This is a genomic window from Paenibacillus sp. 7516 (assembly GCF_002272715.1).
Lineage (GTDB): Bacteria > Bacillota > Bacilli > Paenibacillales > Paenibacillaceae > Paenibacillus > Paenibacillus illinoisensis_A.
The window spans coordinates 340,959-358,016 of the sequence record NZ_NPBI01000012.1; the positions used below are offsets into that span (position 1 = coordinate 340,959).

A 17,058-nucleotide genomic window follows, 5' to 3' on the forward strand; every position below is an offset into this window, starting at 1 on the left:
ATAGCTTAATCATACCAAGAAAGCAGCTGATCCATGTGATCTGCTGCTTTTGTTTAACTAACGGGCAAGTTAATTTAACAAGAACATATTGTTTAATCCTTGTTCATAACCTTTTCAAATCGAAAAAAGTCCTCATCCTCCAATAGGGGATTATTATCTTCGCATTCATCGCGATGCATGTGCGGTTCAGGGTGGTACTTATTGTAGAACTCTACAATTTGGAATCCACATTTATTCACATAGAAATGGATATTTCGTTTTTCGAAATAGGGTGTTCCGGTTTCCCAACGTATAGTTTCGGGGTATTTTGCTTCAATGGCTTTCCAAGCAGAAAGACCAATCCCTTGGCTGTGATGTTCCGGAGATACGTAGAACAAATCTAGGTAATTATAGTTTGTTTCGCTGTTAATACGCAGTACGGCCCCACCGACCTTTTGATCCTCTTGAAGAATATGATATACGACTGCTCCAGGAGCATCAAAAGACTGCTGAACATCGTGATCCGATGGAATCGGCCCGTGATCAGCATCTCCAAATGCTTCAGTTACGACAATAGCAAAGGCTTCCTGCAATTTTTTTCTGAATTCTGGCAGATCCGATTTCTTGGCCAGTTCCAAAGTGACGTTTGGTTCGAGGTTTGTTTTCACAATGATCTACTCCTTCATTTGCTGAAATTCCAATTGTAGTCGTTCCGTAAAACATTCCAACTGTTCAACGAGACCCTTTCCCAAAAGCGGCCCCATCGCGTTTTCCTCCGCGGCAAAAATTGGCGTTAAGATACTTGCAGCAAAAGCTTTTCCGCTGTCCGTTAAAACAATTTCTTTTTCTTTGTTCCCTTGAGAAACAAGTTGAATGTAACCCATATGTATACATTCTTTCACTATTGTGTTTAATGTCGTACGCGGGATAAGCCATTCTTCGCAGATTCGTTTCTGGGAGTGGGACATTCCATCAGAAATCGCATAAAACAATACGAATGTGTTGTCTTTAACTTTGAGTGAGCGCAGTGCCCGGTAGTAAAGCTCATCAATTCGGTTTACTGCAATCATCAAGCGGCGTATTTCATTACGGCCATCGTTACTCATAACAAGTCTCCTTGGATATAATCCGAATTCGGATTGAAATTAATAAGTATTTTATTCCGAATTCGGATTAATGTCAATGAAAGAGGATGTTAGTGAATAAGGTGAAAATGAATGTTATGAAGTACTCTGCCTATATAGAAGGTTCCTTAAAAGATATAAAGAATAAAAAGGTATTCAACCAAATCTCATCTAAGTGTGGTGGCTTTGAAAAAAATAATAAAAAGGGGGAGACAAAGTGACTCAGGAAGAAGTATTGAAGGGTGGAAATGTGAATCACATTATACGAAAGGAGAATATGGTTCTCCGTCCCACTGGTTATTGGAGTCCGAGTGTTCATGAGCTGCTTAAACATTTAGAGAAGCAAGGATTTGAGGGAGCACCCAAATTTCTCGGAATCGACGACTCTGACCGTGAAATATTATCATTCATTCCAGGAGAAGTCCCAGGAAACGAGTACCCTGAACTTAAACCTTATATGTGGTCAGATGAAACGCTTGTAGGTTTAGCGTGTCTTTTACGCCGTTTTCATGATACGACTGAAGGATCAACTCTCTTGGCCAATGGCCAATGGCAGCTTAGTTATGTCGACAATCGTGAGCACGAAGTGATATGCCATAATGACGCTGCATTGTATAACGTTGTCTTTCAAAATGAGAATCCTGTAGCGCTGATTGATTTTGATATGGCTGGTCCCGGTCCCCGCATGTGGGACATTGCGTATACCCTTTATACATCGGTTCCACTTGCCAGCTTCCAGCCTAACCATACCTCGAAAAAAACGGTGGCATACCAAGCGGATTTGCACTCTAGAGAGCGGAGCCGACGAATCCATTTGTTTTTTGAATCCTATGGAATTCCCGTCCCTAATGAACTGTGTCAGTGGATTATTCAACGATTGACAACGATGTGTGATACGTTGAGGAATGGTGCTGCCGAAGGGAATTTGGCCTTTCAAAAAATGGTGGATGAAGGACACTTGGCTCACTATGAGAGCGAAATTCGATTTGTTGCAGATCATTTCAATGATTGGATTAATAATTAAGTTTTCAGCAAACGGGCAGGTTAATTGAATAAACGGGGTAGAATAACGTGTGATAAATCTGTTTGTAAGGAGAGCATATGAAGCACTCTCTAACAAATACTAGATAAGAAAGAGTGACTTACTCTGAAAACAATTTAAATAAGAATATAATCACAATGAATAGAAATTAAGTCAAAAGGGCCCGCTTGTGGTCCTTTTTTATTGTATCCTTTTCGCAACCTATTGGCAGTCACTACTCAGAAAAAATATACAAAAAAAATTGTAACAAATCGTTTGTATTGCTGTCTTATTATTGAAGGTGGTGAACAATTGGCGGACTTGAGAAGAATCTATGATCAGTACTTTCAAGAAGTGTATTGTTTTACTTTATCCATAAGTCGGAATAAGCAGATCGCGGAGGAAATTACGCAAGAAACTTTTTTCAAAGCGTTGAAAAATATAAATCAATTTAGAGGCGAATGCAGCCTTAAAGTCTGGTTGTGTCAAATTGCTAAAAACAACTACTTTACGTATTTGCAAAAGCAAAAAAAGTTGCAGACAGAGGAACCGCTTGCAACTAATGATATTGATATTGAAAAAAAACTAATTGACAAAGCAGAATCCCTACACATCCACAAATTGTTGCATGACTTGGATGATCCATACAAGGAAGTATTTATGTTAAGAGTTTTCGGAGAGTTATCCTTCAACCATATAAGCCAAGTTTTTGGTAAAACGGAAAGTTGGGCTAGGGTCACTTTTCACCGAGCGAGGAACAAGTTGCAAGATTTGTTGAAGGAGGAAGAGAATTGAGTAAACTACCATGTGATATTGTAAGAGATTTATTGCCGCTTTATTATGATGATGTTTGCAGCACAGTCACAAAAGAAGATATTGAAGCACATATTACTACATGTTCAGGCTGCAAGCTGATGCTGGAAAAATTGAAAGAGCAAGAGTATCTATCCATTGAGATTATGGAGAAGAATAAGATTGAGGGAAATGGACTTAATAGTATTGCAGCATTTTGGGACCGATCAAAGGCAAGGGCATTTGCTAAGGGAGTATTAGTTGCTGTTTCTATTTTTTCTCTACTAATTTTGGGGTATTTAGGCCTTACCCAATGGAATATTGTGACGGTACCTACCGAGGTAATACGGATAACAGATATAAGTCAGTTGAGTGACGGGAAAATTGCATATCATGTAAAAATGACAGACGGGTACAATGTAAACCAAATTAATTATAAGGTGAATAGTGATGGGGATGTATATATGGTACCCGTTCGTCCTCTTATTAGACCTAAACAATATTATCAAATAGGACTAGCCAATGGGTATTACTTTGTTAACCTTGAACAAATAAGAGTCAATCAAGGTGTTGAAATTCGAGCCGTATATTATGGGTCGCCTAAGGAACCTATCCTCATTTGGAAAAAGGGCGCCGAGTTGCCGGTCGCAAGTGATACGGTAGAAGCCCTGTTTCAATTCGACTAACCAAAGAAGGTAGCAAATCAACGTGATTAGCTACCTTTGTTCAACAAACGGGCAAATTAGTTCTAAAATGGAGGGGAACACATTGCATAATATGATGAATAAGAGACAATTTATTGAGATGACAGTTAAAGATCAACATTCTGTAGTATTTAAAGTTAATAATCAAGATGAATTTTTCCGTGGTGTTTCTAAAGAATTAAATGAAGACTACCTGTTTGTTGAAACAGAAGAAGGTAAAAATTCTAAATTTAAAATGGATGACATCATTGAGATTTATGTTATCAAATCTTCATCTTCAAAGCACTGTGCTATCCAATCCCACAGTTTGATGAGAGGTAGCAAGGATGACCTTGAAAATCTTGTACTCCAGTTTGAAAGTTTAAATGACGATGTAAAGAAACAAATTACCTCTTCTTTATCAAAAGTGCTTGGTAAGCAAGTGATCATTTCGAAAATGGATATCACTTCATACAATGTATCTGAAATTGAAATGATTGCTAACATGATAAATGGATATATACTTACTATTAAAACATTGGATATTCGTTCCGAATTACTCGAATTATATAACAATATGGATTTACCTCAAAAGACTTGTTTTGGGAAAGGGCTAAATCACGATCGAGAATAAGTTAAGAGAGGAAAATTATTAAACGCTAAAGTGGCATGCGGGAACTGCAAAAATCCCTGGGAGGTGAGTATGTGATAGAAGGAATTAAAAATGTTCTATTAGGTATAGTAGTTTTTGTAGTTGGATTTTCCATTATTATTTTTCTTACAGACTCCGATCTTGAAGCTGAACTTACATATTATGCTGCCATAGCATATGCACTTTTATACTTAGCCAGTGTTATATCTGTCTGCACCGCGGTACTCCTTAAAAAAATGACTCAATTAAAAAAGTGAAATTACACATTAAGTTATCGGGAGACTTTAGATCAATAAAGATAGCGAGGCAGTTGGTCATTAACGATCAACTGTTTTTTTGTTGAGAATCCATTTCACAGCCTAGCTATGTTTCTTCCATATACACCTTATTACTGCAGAGGAACAGCTTTGACTAAGAAAAGCTAATACTAAGAAGCTATTGAAAAAGTTTTTTCATCTACTGAACCTTTTCCCGCACGGGAGCGAATTAAGATTTGTACCACGTTCAGGAGGGGCCCCCATGAATGATAAAGAGTTAATTCAATGGCTTGAAAAAGCAATACTTGGTGATGAGTCAGCTTTCCAGCTGGTCTATCAGGCAACTCATCAAGATGTCTATCGGACCGTGGCTTTTCTCGTCTACAACAAACAGGACATTGAGGAAATTGTGAATGAAGTTTACATGCACATGTGGCGATCATATCAGAAATACGACCCTAATCGGCCGTTCCGGTTTTGGTTGCACGGGATCACTGTCCATCTTGTACAGGATTGGAAAAGAAAGACCTGGAGGCGAATTCGTCTTTTCGAACGAAATCGCCAGATGACTTGTGAACAACAGTTCGACTGGACGGACAAAGTAGTCCTGCAGTCCGAAACACAGCATGAGCTCTTTAGCCTTGTCCGCCAGTTATCGTACAAACTACGTGTGGTCGTCATCCTTCGCTATTTTCACGATTATACCTTGGAAGAAATTGCGGACATGTTGCAGATCCCCGTTGGCACAGTTAAATCCAGGCATCATCTAGCAAGAAAAGAACTTCGGAAACGATTTGAAATGACGGGAGGAGAGGCATATGTCCATTGACAAGGAGTTGAGTGAGGAGCTTCGACAGGTGGCGGATTCGATGCATTGCCCACCCGAGTTGTATGAACGTGTACGACAGTCCTATCAACACTATGTAAATGAGAAGAGAGGTAGATTTCCAATGAAAAAACGTATGCTCGCAGGTATTGCTGCAGTAGCAATCCTCATTCCGTCAGCCGCATTTGCTGCGTCCTATCTGGCCGATGATATTTTTGGTTCTTCTTCGACCATTGAACAGAAAGGGGGTACACAAGAAGACTATCAAGAGATTGAAGGAATGCTTCAGGCGGCAAAAGGCAAGCTCTCGGAAGATGAGTTTAAAGAATATATGGAACTGACAAAGCAGTTGATGGTATTAAAGCTGAAGATCACTGATGAAAATGGGGTCAGTCATGAGGAGAAATTGACCCCAAAAGAGCAGCAGCAATTTGAGCAACTAGCCTCCAAGTTGTCCCCGTATTTTGAGAAGATTAACGAAACGGTCAAGCCCTAATAATGAAAGCAGGGACCCGTCTTGCATTTAGCATTCAACTAACGTAAAAACGAGAGCTCATAAAACCATGGAAGCAGCTGATCAATATGATCGGCTGCTTTTGTTCAACTAACGGGCAGGATAATGTTAATTCCTTTTCTAATCCCATCATTTGCATGGACGCAGCAAACAGTCTATATTATTGATTAGTCACTAACTAAAGATAAGGAGTGTTGGATTCATGGCAAAGGATGAAAAAAGCAGCGTAAACCGAAAAGCCGAAATCATCTCGGCAGCGATTGAGGTGTTTGCGGAAACGGGTTATTATCGTGCGACGACGGCTCAGGTTGCAGAACGGGCAAAAATTTCCCAACCATACGTGTTTCGTTTTTTCGCAACGAAGGAAGCGCTGCTACTCAGCGCACTGGAGATTTCTTGGGAAAGGATTCAGGAATCCTTTCGACTGGTCGTGGAAAGCGCAGCAACACCTGAGCAACTGGAGAGCGATTTGATCGAGGCATATAAGGAAATTCTATCCTCCTATATGAATGAGACCTATTTGCAAATGCAAGCCCAGACGATGCGTGAGGAACCGATTCGGGAAGTGATGCGCGATGGTTTTCGGGAAGTGCGTCGAATCGTGTTGAGTGCTTTTCGGGAGAAAGGGCTGCAGAATCCAGAGGACCGAACTTTTATGTTTCTTGCCAGGGGGATGTTGTGCAACATTTCATGGGCACTTGATATGCCGGAGCTCATCGAACGGGAGGCTTAATATGGCGAATGCCATATTTTAAAATTTAGTTATTGACCAATCACTAACACGATGGTATAGTTTGTTTACAGGTAAGTGATTGATCAATTACAATGATAGAAAGAGAGTTGGAGTATGATGAAAAAAGCGATTGTTATTGGTGCTACAGGCGGCACAGGCGCGGTTATTGTGTCTGAACTTGTAAAACGGGGGGTACCAACGATTGCCTTCGGACGGTCTCGCCAAAAGTTAGAGGAACTTGCCAACGGGTTAGGCAATCCTGCTCACCTGTCGTTTGCAATCGGGGATGCATTCCGGACGGATGATATTACGGTCGCGGCAAAAGATACGGATGTATTATTCCATTCCGCGAACGTCCCGTACAACGAAATGGCGAGCAAGCTGATTCCTCTCGGTGAATCCATAATGGAGGCGGCCGACCGACTGAGTCTGAAGGTTGTCGTCATTGATGGCATTTACCCCTATGGACGAAGACAAATGGATCGCGTGACCGAGGAGCATCCCAAACAGCCACATACGAAGAAGGGAAAAGTGCGACTAGCCTTTGAGCAGATGATCTTTAGCAGCAGATGGAGTAAGGCGCGCCCCATGATTGTACGACTTCCGGATTATTACGGCCCAACCGCTAATCAAGCTTCATATTTAGGTGGAACGCTCGAAGCAATCGCAGCTGGGAAAATGGCTTTTTTTGTAGGGAATATGAAAACGCCGCGTGAATATGTGTATCTGCCTGACGCGGCAATGATGATTGTGGAGCTTGCGGGCCGCGAGCATGCTTATGGACAGAATTGGAATATTCCTGGTTCAGACATTATCTCCGGCCAAGAGATTGTCCGCATTGCTCAACACGCAAGCGGCACGAATAAGCCCGTTATTGCCCTTGGGAAGGTTGGGTTATCGCTGCTTGGATTATTTGTTCCGGTCATGAAGGAGGTTGTGGAAATGCTGTACTTAACGGAAGAACCACTACGCTTAAGCGGGGAGAAATATCAACGCCATATCGGGGCTATTCCAGCAACCAGACCTGAGGTTGGTATTGCGGCGACCATTCGGGAATTGCAGAAAAAGTAATAATTATTTAAGTAATAGTTATTGATTAATCAATTACATTAAAGAGTAAGGCTAGGTAGCAGAGCGACTGTTAATAGCTAAAGGAGATACGTATTATGACGGTAATGACTCAATCGTTACAGGCCATGCCTGGGGCAACGCCCTATCGGTGGTGGGCACTGATTGCACTCGCATTGGCTCAATTCTTGGTCGTGCTAGACGCTTCCATTGTGAACATCGCACTTCCTGCGATCGGTTCCGAACTCCACGTGGGAACCAATATGTTGGGTTGGGTAATTACGGCTTACGTGTTGCCGTTTGGAGGACTGCTTCTACTTGGTGGTAGACTGTCTGACCGGTTCGGGCATCGCAGATTGTTTATTGTCGGTGTTGCTGGCTTCTCCGTCGCTTCGGTGGCGGCAGGAGTATCTGTATCGGGGGATTGGTTGTTAGTGGCAAGAGCGGTTCAAGGCACCTCGGCCGCACTTTTGGCACCGGCCGCACTTGCTCTCCTAACCAAGCTGTTCGCAGATCCGCAGGACCGGGCCAAAGCGCTGGGGATCTGGGGTGCAATCGCAGGTATAGGTAGCGCGGCGGGCGTTTTATTAGGCGGGATTCTTACTTCCTCCCTGGGTTGGTCATCGGTATTCTTTGTGAATGTTCCCGTCGGTGTCCTGATTATCGCAACGGTGCCTTTCTTAATATCTAAAGATGCGCCCAGCAAACGCACTAGCTTGGATATGCCGGGAGCAGCGACGGTGATCGCAGGTATAACCGCACTGGTCACTGCTCTCTCCGGAGCGGAACGCGTCGGTTGGGCTTCGCCGCAGACGTTGATATTGGCGAGCGCGGCTGTTATTTTGCTCTCTTCGTTCATTTTTTTGGAAAATAGGGCTGCAAATCCTCTCATGCCACTGTCCATCTTCCGCAATCGTTGGGTGACTGGTGGCAATCTGGCGATGTTCCTCATAGGCGGTGCGACAACAGCATTATTCTTCGCTCTCTCCGTTTATATGCAACAAATACTGCACTATGATGCCATGCAAGCAGGCCTTTCTCAGCTTCCAATGGCAGGAGCCTTGTTTGCAATTGCAGGAGTTGTCCCTGCTGTAGTCAAAGCATTCGGAACACGCCGCCCGCTGGCAGCATCTCTACTTCTGCTTGCAGCAGGTCTCATATGGCTTTTCTTTGCACCAAGCGATGCTGAATTCGCTATCCACTTGCTTGGTCCTACTATGCTTATTGGAGTCGGACTGGGTGGCGCATTCGTTTCCGGAACTGAAGCTGCGGTACACGGGGTGGCTGATGAAGAAGCAGGACTTGCAAGCGGTCTGGTGAATACGAGCCAACAAATCGGCGGGACAGTTGGCATCGCGGTTTTAACAGCCTTATCTTCAGCACGGACGGAGGGCCTGCTGGAGCAAGGTGTAGCACAACCACAAGCATTAACGAGCGGGTTTGCTTGGGTGTTCCTGGGTGCTGCTGCATTGGCGATCCTAGGTGCGAGCATTGTTCTCATTGTAATACCGGCCCTAAAAAAGCGGTAATAGAGAATTGACAATGGGCCTAACCAGTCCTTAATGATATGTAATGGATGGATCAATCAATCGAAGGAGGCGGAATATGCGAAGATATACATGGAAAGGTAAAGTCGGAATTGCCGGTTTAGCAGTAGTCCTCCTGTTGGGTATCGTCGTTTTCACGTATTTTTGGCAAATGCGAATGCAAAGACCGTTTGAAGTCAACATGGCTACTATGCATCATATGGGGGGCATGAACGGGGAAGAACATGGAACCATGCATGATGTAGCGACAATAGGCCTACAGTCTTCCCAATCATGTGAAGCGATTACCGAAAAAGCGGGTAATGAGCCTGTGCGTGAGTTTCAGCTTACATCCGCACAACACGAAACGAAATTAGATAATGGGCAAATCGAGCAGGTATGGACTTTCAACGGCGTTACTCCAGGGCCGGAAATTCGTGTGACAGAGGGAGAAAGAGTGCGTGTCGTACTGAAGAATATAGACATAAAGGAAGGTGTCACTATCCACTGGCACGGGATAATCCTTCCCTGTTCGCAGGATGGAGTAGCCGGCGTAACGCAAGAAGCGGTAAAGCCCGGAGAGCAGTTTACGTATGAATTTATTGCTGACCATCCAGGTACCTACTGGTATCATTCCCATCAAGCCAGCTCGGTACAGGTCGAAAAGGGCTTGATTGGAAAGCTCATTATCGAGCCTCTGAAGAAAAGCTTTGAGTACGAACAAGAGGAAGCTCTACTTATTCAGCAATTGAATGGAACATGGCTCATGAACGGTTCAACCAAAGGGGTGAATATCAGTACAAGTCCCGGCAAGACAGTTCGACTTCGAATGATTAATGCAGCGAACGAAACGGAAAAGATTTTCGTGAACGGGGCAGATTATCGCATAATCGCAATGGATGGCCACGATCTTCATGAGCCTGGAATGCTGAATAATGTTCAATTTCAAATAGCAGCGGGGCAACGCTACGATCTTCTCGTGCAAATGCCACAAGAAGGCAAGGTCATCGTCACAAGCGATTCAGGTTTAAGAGCAGAACTTGGAGCAGGGAGCGAACCAGAGGCCCGTTTTAATTATTCGCTGTTCGACTGGACGGACTATGGAGCGCCGGACCCACTTGCTCCCGTCGAGAACTTGACCTTCGATGAGAGCTATACACTCGAGCTTGGTCAAAAATTGTTCGTCAAATCGATTAATGGCAAGAGCTTTCATGATATCCCCCCGGTGATTGTGAGAGAAGGCCAGCGCGTGAAGCTCACGATTACCAATGAGGGGGGAGGAGATCATCCCTTTCATCTGCATGGGCACATCTTCCAAGTGTTAAGCCGTAACGGTCATTCACTCAGCGGCAGCCCTATTTTTCTGGATACGTTGGCAACACAAGAAGGAGAAATATATGAGGTTTATGTTATAGCGGATAACCCTGGTTTGTGGATGATGCATTGCCACAATCTAATGCATGCTTCCATGGGGATGAGCATGATGTTTAATTATGAAGGTGTTTCAACGCGTTTCCGGGTGGGGACAAAATCGGGGAATCTACCGGATTTGTAATGAAAACAAAGACCATAAGGCATAGGTGGTAACAAATCGAAGAGTGCTTGTAATGAGCAATATTAAGACTTAAGATAATTTAAACTAAAAAGCAGACCATTCTGGCCTGCTTTTTAGTTTAAATTTGAAGGGTGGTGTACTTACAAACTTTCCTAATGTCTAGAATTGTGTTAGTTCTTCAATGGCTCAAATGCTTAATAACGGCATCAGCAACCGCCCCCCAATTCGCGAACTTTATTTTCGAGCAGAATTGGTAAATCTGATACAAGGCCAGTCTGGTTTTCTTCGTTAGTAGTAAATGCAATTAAAAGTTGTTAGAGCTTAGGGTTGTCCGGCAGATCATACATCGTACCATGTCCACCCGGAAGGAATATAGTATCAAACTGGCCTCAGAGACTGGTTTAGTCTCCGAATGATTCGTCACAACCATTAATATTTTGCCATTCTGTTATTTCTCCTGTATTACATAATCGACTGGATAATACCGCCTTCGACTCGTTGGGCGATACCATTGATAGCAGCTGCGTTCACGGAGCTAAGAAAAACGATTGTATCGGCTACTTCTTCAACGGTCGCGAAACGCTGAATTAAGGATGTAGGCGTGCTTTCTTGGAAATATTCTTGGATGAAGGGTTCGAGCTCTTGCCCTTTTTCCGTAGCCAAGTCCGTAATGAATTTGGCGAACCCTTCCGTCCAAGTTGGGCCAGGCAGCACCGAGTTTACAGTAACACCAGTACCTTTCGCCAGCTCGGCCAAACCCCGAGACAATGTAATGAGGGAAGTTTTAGAAACCCCGTAAGGAACCAATTCCGGATAAGGTTTAATACCTGCTTCGCTGGCAAGATTGATGATGCGACCCCATCTCTTCTCGGTCATACCAGGGAGGAATGCACGGGAGAGCCTTACGGAACTAAGAACATTGGTTTGATAATAGCTAAGCCATTCCTCATCCGTAACATCTGCAAATGGTTTAACCTCAAATACGCCCGTGTTGTTAATAAGAACATCTAACGAACCTAGTTTGTTAACCTCATCCACGAGAATTTGGCTCTCTTCAGCATTAGATACATCAGCTGCAATTCCGTAAACCGTGCCAAATGCCGAAAGTTCATCAACAGTGGCTTGAACACTCTTCTGCGTTCTGCCATTAATAATGACCCTAGCACCTTCCTGCAAGAAGCTCTTCGCGGTTCCCTTGCCAATTCCCCCCGTAGATCCCGTAACAAGTACCAATTTATTCTCTAATCCTAATTTCATATTAATTACCTCCGATTTGGAATTTGTTGATCGATTTTGATCATGTGATCATTGTAGAGGGATTAATTGAAAACAAAAAGTACGTACTATTTAGTGCCATACGTACTTTGTGGTAATATAGGTACTAAAAAGTGCTAAGGGTGTGCTTGATGTGAAAAAGTATAATATTCCAGTTGAGGCCGCTCTAGAGGTTATAGGAGGCAAATGGAAGGTAGTCATTCTGTGTCATCTGATCTTGGGTACTAGAAGAACAAATCAATTGAAAAAACTAATGCCAGGCATCACGCAAAAGATGCTTACCCAGCAGTTGCGCGAACTCGAAAGAGATGGTGTAATAGAACGAAAAGTATTTAATCAGGTTCCACCGATGGTTGAGTACACATTATCGGAGTATGGTTGGTCACTTAAGGATATTCTGGACTCGTTGTGCAAGTGGGGCGGTGATCATATCGTGAAAGTGCATGGAAGCAACCACGAGCTTCTTGAAGAGAGCATACTGAACAATCATTAAGACAAGACCACGAGGATTCTTGAGTTTTTATGTATTATTATAATACAAAATGCGGGCTGGATTTGAAGTGATGTGATTCCTTAACGATAGACAAATATTTTTATGCAACTTGTTCGGCATGAGCCCGGTATTTTACCGGAACCATGCCTTTTTAATTTTGATTTGATGCGATTTGTGATAGTAGTAATCCATGTACCGTGCTTGATTGGAGTGATCTATGCTTTCAAACTTATAAAGATAAAGAAACTCTAGAGAAGTTCTCCATTAGTGCGTTATCGTAACCATTTCCTTTACGTGACATGCTCTGGGTAATAGAACCAATCAAGACGTACCCGCTTAGTGCGGGAGGTTCTTTCTGTGATTTATTAATCTACATTGATCACTAGAATATTCCAATTTGTGTTATGACGGCGAGGTCGCGAAATTATTGCTTCTACCGAGGGGGCTGTATATTCATTGTTGCAAAGAGCTAGAAATAACATGAAGAAATTGAATAGTCAACATACAGAAGAAGAGTTAAAGCACATTCCCTTGTCTGGGAGAAAATCAAGTAATAGAAAAATATATGGACTCGTTTGTTAATGGAGACTTTCAAAACTATTGGAACAGTGTTAGTAACAAATGAGGTATTTGGCAAGGGATTGGATGTCGGAAAAGATCAGATTCGTAAAAACTCAATGGGAGACTGGGCAAGCGGTGGCACGAAACAGAATTTATCCTCCAGCTTGTTGAACTTTGGGGAAAAGGAGCCATCTTCAGAAAGCGGAACATCTTCTATAGTTCTGTCCTATGAGCTTATCCGTATTCCCTATTTCCTCTTCATAATTCTCTCCTGTAAAATAATGAGAAAACTTCAAGGAGCATGAATAATGAAATCTTCAGTAAAGCATTTGTTTGATATAGTAGCCCAAGACTATGATATGCAACGAAAGCAGCTGATCCCTTGTTTTGATGATTTTTACGGAATGGCTCTGGACCTTATGGAAAGCTCCAAGGATACCCCGCATATTCTTGATCTCGGTGCCGGAACGGGACTTCTCTCTGGAATGCTATTGCAGAAATATCCAAACGCGCGGTTAACCTTAATGGACATTAGCGAAAAAATGCTTAGAATGGCACGCCCAAGATTTGCTGGTACAGATCAAGTGCAGTATGTGGTTGGAGATTATACCAAGCATGCATTTACCAGTTCCTACGATATGATCATATCTTCTCTCTCAATTCATCATCTGACCCACGTTGACAAGAAGAATGTGTTTGGTACTGTATACAAGATGCTTGAACCTGGTGGACTCTTCATCAACGCAGATCAGGTTCAGGGAAGGACCCCTGAGACAGACGCTTATTACCGCGAACGCTGGCTGGATGCCATTCATAAGAGCGGATTGTCAGATGAAGCCATCTCGGCTTCAATCGAACGTCGTAAAGTTGATATCAATGCCAAGTTGGATGATCAGTTGCTGTGGTTGGAGGAAGCTGGTTTTAGCGTGGTGGATTGTATGTATAAGTATTTGGATTTCGCGGTATTTTACGCACAAAAATAGGATTAAATCAGATCGCGGATATATTCCAGAGCCAGTATTTATATCATCCTTCGTGGAGAAATGCAGGTCAAAGGTTCTCGATATAAAGGTAGGCTGATTTCATGATACTTCGCGGGGAACGATAACTCAATAAAACAAAGAAGCAGCTGATTAATATGATCGGCTGCTTTTGTTCAACTAACGGGCAGGTTAGTTTAATGATGATAATCTAATTTAAAGGGGGATAAAGTCCTTCATCCTAATCTTGAAGTTAGTCCCTATTCACGGCCTACTAAAATAAAAATGAATTCAATGATCTCCTTAATAAGACAGCAACTTGTCCTGCCATGACATGCGGTGGATATGGCATCGAATTTTTGATCCACCACTCAATTACTCCTACATAAGCAGTAGCTGAATACTGCAACATTACATCCTCTTCTATATTATCGTTTTTACCATTTTCTCTATCAATATCATGAACCATACCTTCCATAACATACTTAAGGAGCCGAGATCGGAAAGTAGGCGCACTTTTAGTGGCTAACATAGTTGAAAAGAACAAAAAATTCTTCTCAAAATATTCAAAAAAATGAGTAAGTCCAATTTCCCAATTCATTTTGCATGCCCATTCGTCCATATCTTTTAGTTCGTCGATGTGGGACTCGATCAGTCTATCTAACAAGTCATATTTGTCCTGGTAATGTAGGTAGATAGTTCCTCGGCTAAGATTTGCTTGATCTGCGATATCTTGGATAGTGATATTGTCGAAATTTTTTTCACTCATCAATTCAATGATTGCTTTATTTAAAGCTTCCTGGGTTTTAGCAATTCTTCGATCCACTTTTGTCATAATAAAGTCCTCCGTAGTGCTATATAATTAACACTTTTAATTAATCTGTCTAATTATGAACGAAATCCATTTTATTAAACATTGATTATGCCATGATTGTTTTTATAATAATCAATGTGAGTTGATTAAACAAATTGATTTGTTAACTTCTCACTGATAGCCTTGACAGAATATGGACAAAACCTACGGGTATCAATTGTCTTACTATATACTTTTCAGTTGAGCAACTTAATGGATAAGAAAGGAAGTTTTTTGATGATGTCTTTTTTGTAATATTTTGAAATCATGATTGCATTCAGTGTTACACAGGAAGCACGAACGAAAAATTCGAATATGAAGAATTATGTCTGTTGCTTCTCCAGATCGCCTATAACAGAATTACGGATAACAACGGTCTGACAATTTTTTGTGTTTTCACAGAGCTATTAAAATCAGAATTTAATTGGAACATAGGAGTTGTCTTTTCATGATTAAACAAAAACATTTGTTGATACTTATTTTAACCATAGGTGTATTCGGTATCCTAAATACTGAGATGGGAGTAATTGGATTATTACCTTCAATAGCTGAACGTTTTGAAGTCAGTGTAACTCATGCTGGACTCCTGGTGAGCGTTTTTGCCTTGGGTATAGCCATAGCCGGTCCTATTATGCCTTTATTATTTTCTGGGATGAATCGGAAGAAAGTAATGTTGCTCGTATTAGGCATTTTTGTCCTTTCTAATATTGTACCTTTTGTTACTAATAGCTTTAATATGTTGTTAGTGGCTCGTATCGTACCGGCTCTTTTTCATCCGATCTATTGTTCTTTAGCCTTTACAGTAGCTGCATCATCAGTGAGTAAAGAAGAAGCTCCAAAGGCTGTTTCTAAAGTATTTATAGGGATCTCGGCAGGTATGGTAGTCGGTGTGCCAATAGCAAGCTTTATGAATAGTACCTTTTCGTATGAATGGGCCATGGCATTCTTTCTGATGGTTAATGCACTTGTTTTCATAGCTACCTTAGTATTTGTGCCTTCTCTACCTGTTAAAGAGAAATTAACTTATGGTTCACAAATTACAGTTTTAAAACACCCTGTTTTATGGATTTCAATTATAGCTGTAATTTTATTGAACTCATCAATATTTGGAATTTATAGTTACCTTACTGAATATCTCGGATCAGTTTCAAACATGTCTTCTAACAACGTGAGTTTAACCCTATTTATCTATGGAAGTGCGAATATTATAGGGAACATAATTGTAGGTAGGCTGCTTACTCATAGCCCTTCTAAAGCCGTATTCATTTTTCCCTTGTTATTAATAGCTGTCTACGTCGTTTTATTCTTTACTGGACACTTTACGGTGCCTATGATCATAACGACTATATTCTGGGGGATAGTTGCTGGCGGAATTATGACGAACATTAATCAGCATTTGATTATTTCCGCTGCACCCCAAGCACCTGACTTTGCCAATGGTTTATTTATTTCCGCTTGTAATATTGGAACAACGGTCGGAGCAGCTGTAGGAGGAATGTTTATATCCGTAATGGGAACACCTTATGTGATATTAGCAGGGATTGTCCCCCTAGTTCTTGGTTTTGTAATTGTTATAGTAAGACATCACATGTTTGCTTCAGCTCGTCACCTTTCTTAATCCATTCACCTTTCAAGTATATTTTTCACATAGAAAATAACCCAAGTGAAGCAAAAGGTTACCACATGGTCCAAGGCTTATCTCTAAGTTAAGGTTACTTAATGAGATATTAGCCTAATCATGGGTCTGGGATTTTATTAATATATTTTCACTTCAACACATGACTTGAAATTATAAATATCAAACAAAAAAGGAGCATACGTATGGCGTGGTTATATCTGATCATTGGAGGTATTTTGGAGGTGGGTTGGGCTTTAGGTTTGGCTTATTCTGATGGGTTTAAGAAAATTGAAATAGTTATACCTACATTAATTTCAGCAGTTTTCAGTTTTTACTTTTTTTCAAAATCGCTGAAACTGTTATCTGTTTCTACCGCTTATGCCATCTTTACCGGTCTTGGATCTTTCGGAACTGCAATTATAGGATTGTTGTTCCTTGGTGATTCCGTAAGTGTGTTGAAATTTCTATTTATTATCACCTTGATTAGCTGCATTATCGGTTTGAAACTTGTATCTACAGACCGTGAGATTGGGGGCAGTAAGTAATAT

20 protein-coding genes and 2 pseudogenes are annotated in these 17,058 nt (G+C 41.6%); 16 read left to right on the forward strand and 6 right to left on the reverse strand.

All coding sequences use genetic code 11. From position 1 onward, the window contains the following. Positions 1–92: 92 nt before the first annotated feature. Together CHI14_RS12740 and CHI14_RS12745 are read right to left on the reverse strand one after the other, a co-directional pair. On the reverse strand, positions 93–647 hold the full coding sequence (locus CHI14_RS12740; RefSeq protein WP_095288810.1) for a GNAT family N-acetyltransferase: 555 nt from the start codon (positions 645–647) through the stop codon (positions 93–95). A gap of 6 nt (positions 648–653) precedes the next feature. Next, positions 654–1,085, reverse strand: coding sequence for a MarR family winged helix-turn-helix transcriptional regulator (locus CHI14_RS12745; RefSeq protein WP_095288811.1), 432 nt, complete (start codon positions 1,083–1,085; stop codon positions 654–656). Positions 1,086–1,320: 235 nt separating this feature from the next. Between CHI14_RS12745 and CHI14_RS12750 the strand changes: the two genes are divergently transcribed. The 11 genes from CHI14_RS12750 (at position 1,321) to CHI14_RS12800 (ending at position 10,730) form a co-directional block, all read left to right on the forward strand. Continuing rightward, the gene (locus CHI14_RS12750) at positions 1,321–2,127 is read left to right on the forward strand and encodes an aminoglycoside phosphotransferase family protein (protein WP_249281088.1); all 807 of its coding nucleotides are present in this window, start codon (positions 1,321–1,323) and stop codon (positions 2,125–2,127) included. Between the two features lie 309 nt (positions 2,128–2,436). Further along, the gene (locus tag CHI14_RS12755) at positions 2,437–2,919 is read left to right on the forward strand and encodes an RNA polymerase sigma factor (RefSeq protein ID WP_095288812.1); all 483 of its coding nucleotides are present in this window, start codon (positions 2,437–2,439) and stop codon (positions 2,917–2,919) included. Further along, positions 2,916–3,602 carry a zf-HC2 domain-containing protein gene (locus tag CHI14_RS12760; RefSeq protein ID WP_095288813.1) on the forward strand — a complete coding sequence of 229 codons (687 nt, stop codon included), beginning with the start codon at positions 2,916–2,918 and terminating at the stop codon, positions 3,600–3,602. The genes CHI14_RS12755 and CHI14_RS12760 overlap by 4 nt, the downstream gene beginning before the upstream one ends. Positions 3,603–3,696: 94 nt before the next feature. Further along, the gene (locus CHI14_RS12765) at positions 3,697–4,233 is read left to right on the forward strand and encodes a hypothetical protein (RefSeq protein ID WP_141236671.1); all 537 of its coding nucleotides are present in this window, start codon (positions 3,697–3,699) and stop codon (positions 4,231–4,233) included. Between the two features lie 71 nt (positions 4,234–4,304). Continuing rightward, complete coding sequence (locus tag CHI14_RS12770) at positions 4,305–4,508, forward strand: hypothetical protein (protein WP_095288815.1); 204 nt, start codon at positions 4,305–4,307, stop codon at positions 4,506–4,508. A gap of 262 nt (positions 4,509–4,770) precedes the next feature. After that, the gene (locus tag CHI14_RS12775) at positions 4,771–5,337 is read left to right on the forward strand and encodes a sigma-70 family RNA polymerase sigma factor (RefSeq protein ID WP_095288816.1); all 567 of its coding nucleotides are present in this window, start codon (positions 4,771–4,773) and stop codon (positions 5,335–5,337) included. Continuing rightward, on the forward strand, positions 5,327–5,830 hold the full coding sequence (locus CHI14_RS12780; RefSeq protein ID WP_095288817.1) for a DUF3600 domain-containing protein: 504 nt from the start codon (positions 5,327–5,329) through the stop codon (positions 5,828–5,830). The genes CHI14_RS12775 and CHI14_RS12780 overlap by 11 nt, the downstream gene beginning before the upstream one ends. Positions 5,831–6,050: 220 nt before the next feature. Further along, the gene (locus CHI14_RS12785) at positions 6,051–6,581 is read left to right on the forward strand and encodes a TetR/AcrR family transcriptional regulator (protein ID WP_095288818.1); all 531 of its coding nucleotides are present in this window, start codon (positions 6,051–6,053) and stop codon (positions 6,579–6,581) included. Between the two features lie 117 nt (positions 6,582–6,698). Further along, positions 6,699–7,652, forward strand: coding sequence for an NAD-dependent epimerase/dehydratase family protein (locus CHI14_RS12790; RefSeq protein ID WP_095289107.1), 954 nt, complete (start codon positions 6,699–6,701; stop codon positions 7,650–7,652). A gap of 95 nt (positions 7,653–7,747) precedes the next feature. After that, positions 7,748–9,178 (forward strand): DHA2 family efflux MFS transporter permease subunit, encoded by a 1,431-nt coding sequence (locus CHI14_RS12795; RefSeq protein WP_095288819.1) that lies wholly within the window; start codon positions 7,748–7,750, stop codon positions 9,176–9,178. Between the two features lie 76 nt (positions 9,179–9,254). Beyond that, complete coding sequence (locus CHI14_RS12800; RefSeq protein ID WP_095288820.1) at positions 9,255–10,730, forward strand: multicopper oxidase family protein; 1,476 nt, start codon at positions 9,255–9,257, stop codon at positions 10,728–10,730. A gap of 218 nt (positions 10,731–10,948) precedes the next feature. Here CHI14_RS12800 and CHI14_RS30825 read toward each other — a convergent pair. Both CHI14_RS30825 and CHI14_RS12805 read right to left on the reverse strand, forming a co-directional pair. Continuing rightward, positions 10,949–11,113 (reverse strand): annotated as a pseudogene (locus tag CHI14_RS30825) (type 1 glutamine amidotransferase domain-containing protein); the annotation flags it as partial. A gap of 79 nt (positions 11,114–11,192) precedes the next feature. Further along, the gene (locus tag CHI14_RS12805; protein WP_095288821.1) at positions 11,193–11,987 is read right to left on the reverse strand and encodes an SDR family NAD(P)-dependent oxidoreductase; all 795 of its coding nucleotides are present in this window, start codon (positions 11,985–11,987) and stop codon (positions 11,193–11,195) included. Between the two features lie 151 nt (positions 11,988–12,138). Between CHI14_RS12805 and CHI14_RS12810 the strand changes: the two genes are divergently transcribed. Then, positions 12,139–12,498 (forward strand): winged helix-turn-helix transcriptional regulator, encoded by a 360-nt coding sequence (locus tag CHI14_RS12810; protein WP_481856406.1) that lies wholly within the window; start codon positions 12,139–12,141, stop codon positions 12,496–12,498. 80 nt (positions 12,499–12,578) lie between these two features. Here the strand turns inward: CHI14_RS12810 and CHI14_RS30460 are convergent. Then, a pseudogene (locus CHI14_RS30460) lies at positions 12,579–12,811 on the reverse strand (hypothetical protein); the annotation flags it as partial. 268 nt (positions 12,812–13,079) lie between these two features. On the opposite strand from CHI14_RS30460, the gene CHI14_RS12815 reads away from it, so the two are divergent. Then, positions 13,080–13,364 carry a hypothetical protein gene (locus CHI14_RS12815; RefSeq protein ID WP_141236672.1) on the forward strand — a complete coding sequence of 95 codons (285 nt, stop codon included), beginning with the start codon at positions 13,080–13,082 and terminating at the stop codon, positions 13,362–13,364. Positions 13,365–13,367: 3 nt separating this feature from the next. Further along, positions 13,368–14,042: a class I SAM-dependent methyltransferase gene (locus CHI14_RS12820; protein WP_095288824.1), complete on the forward strand. Its 675-nt coding sequence runs from the start codon at positions 13,368–13,370 to the stop codon at positions 14,040–14,042. A gap of 271 nt (positions 14,043–14,313) precedes the next feature. Here CHI14_RS12820 and CHI14_RS12825 read toward each other — a convergent pair whose 3' ends face one another. Beyond that, positions 14,314–14,874 carry a TetR/AcrR family transcriptional regulator gene (locus CHI14_RS12825; protein WP_095288825.1) on the reverse strand — a complete coding sequence of 187 codons (561 nt, stop codon included), beginning with the start codon at positions 14,872–14,874 and terminating at the stop codon, positions 14,314–14,316. Between the two features lie 466 nt (positions 14,875–15,340). On the opposite strand from CHI14_RS12825, the gene CHI14_RS12830 reads away from it, so the two are divergent. Continuing rightward, a complete protein-coding gene (locus CHI14_RS12830; protein WP_095288826.1) occupies positions 15,341–16,510 on the forward strand; it encodes an MFS transporter in 1,170 nt (389 codons plus the stop codon). Between the two features lie 203 nt (positions 16,511–16,713). Next, positions 16,714–17,055 (forward strand): DMT family transporter, encoded by a 342-nt coding sequence (locus CHI14_RS12835; protein WP_095288827.1) that lies wholly within the window; start codon positions 16,714–16,716, stop codon positions 17,053–17,055. Positions 17,056–17,058: the final 3 nt, after the last annotated feature.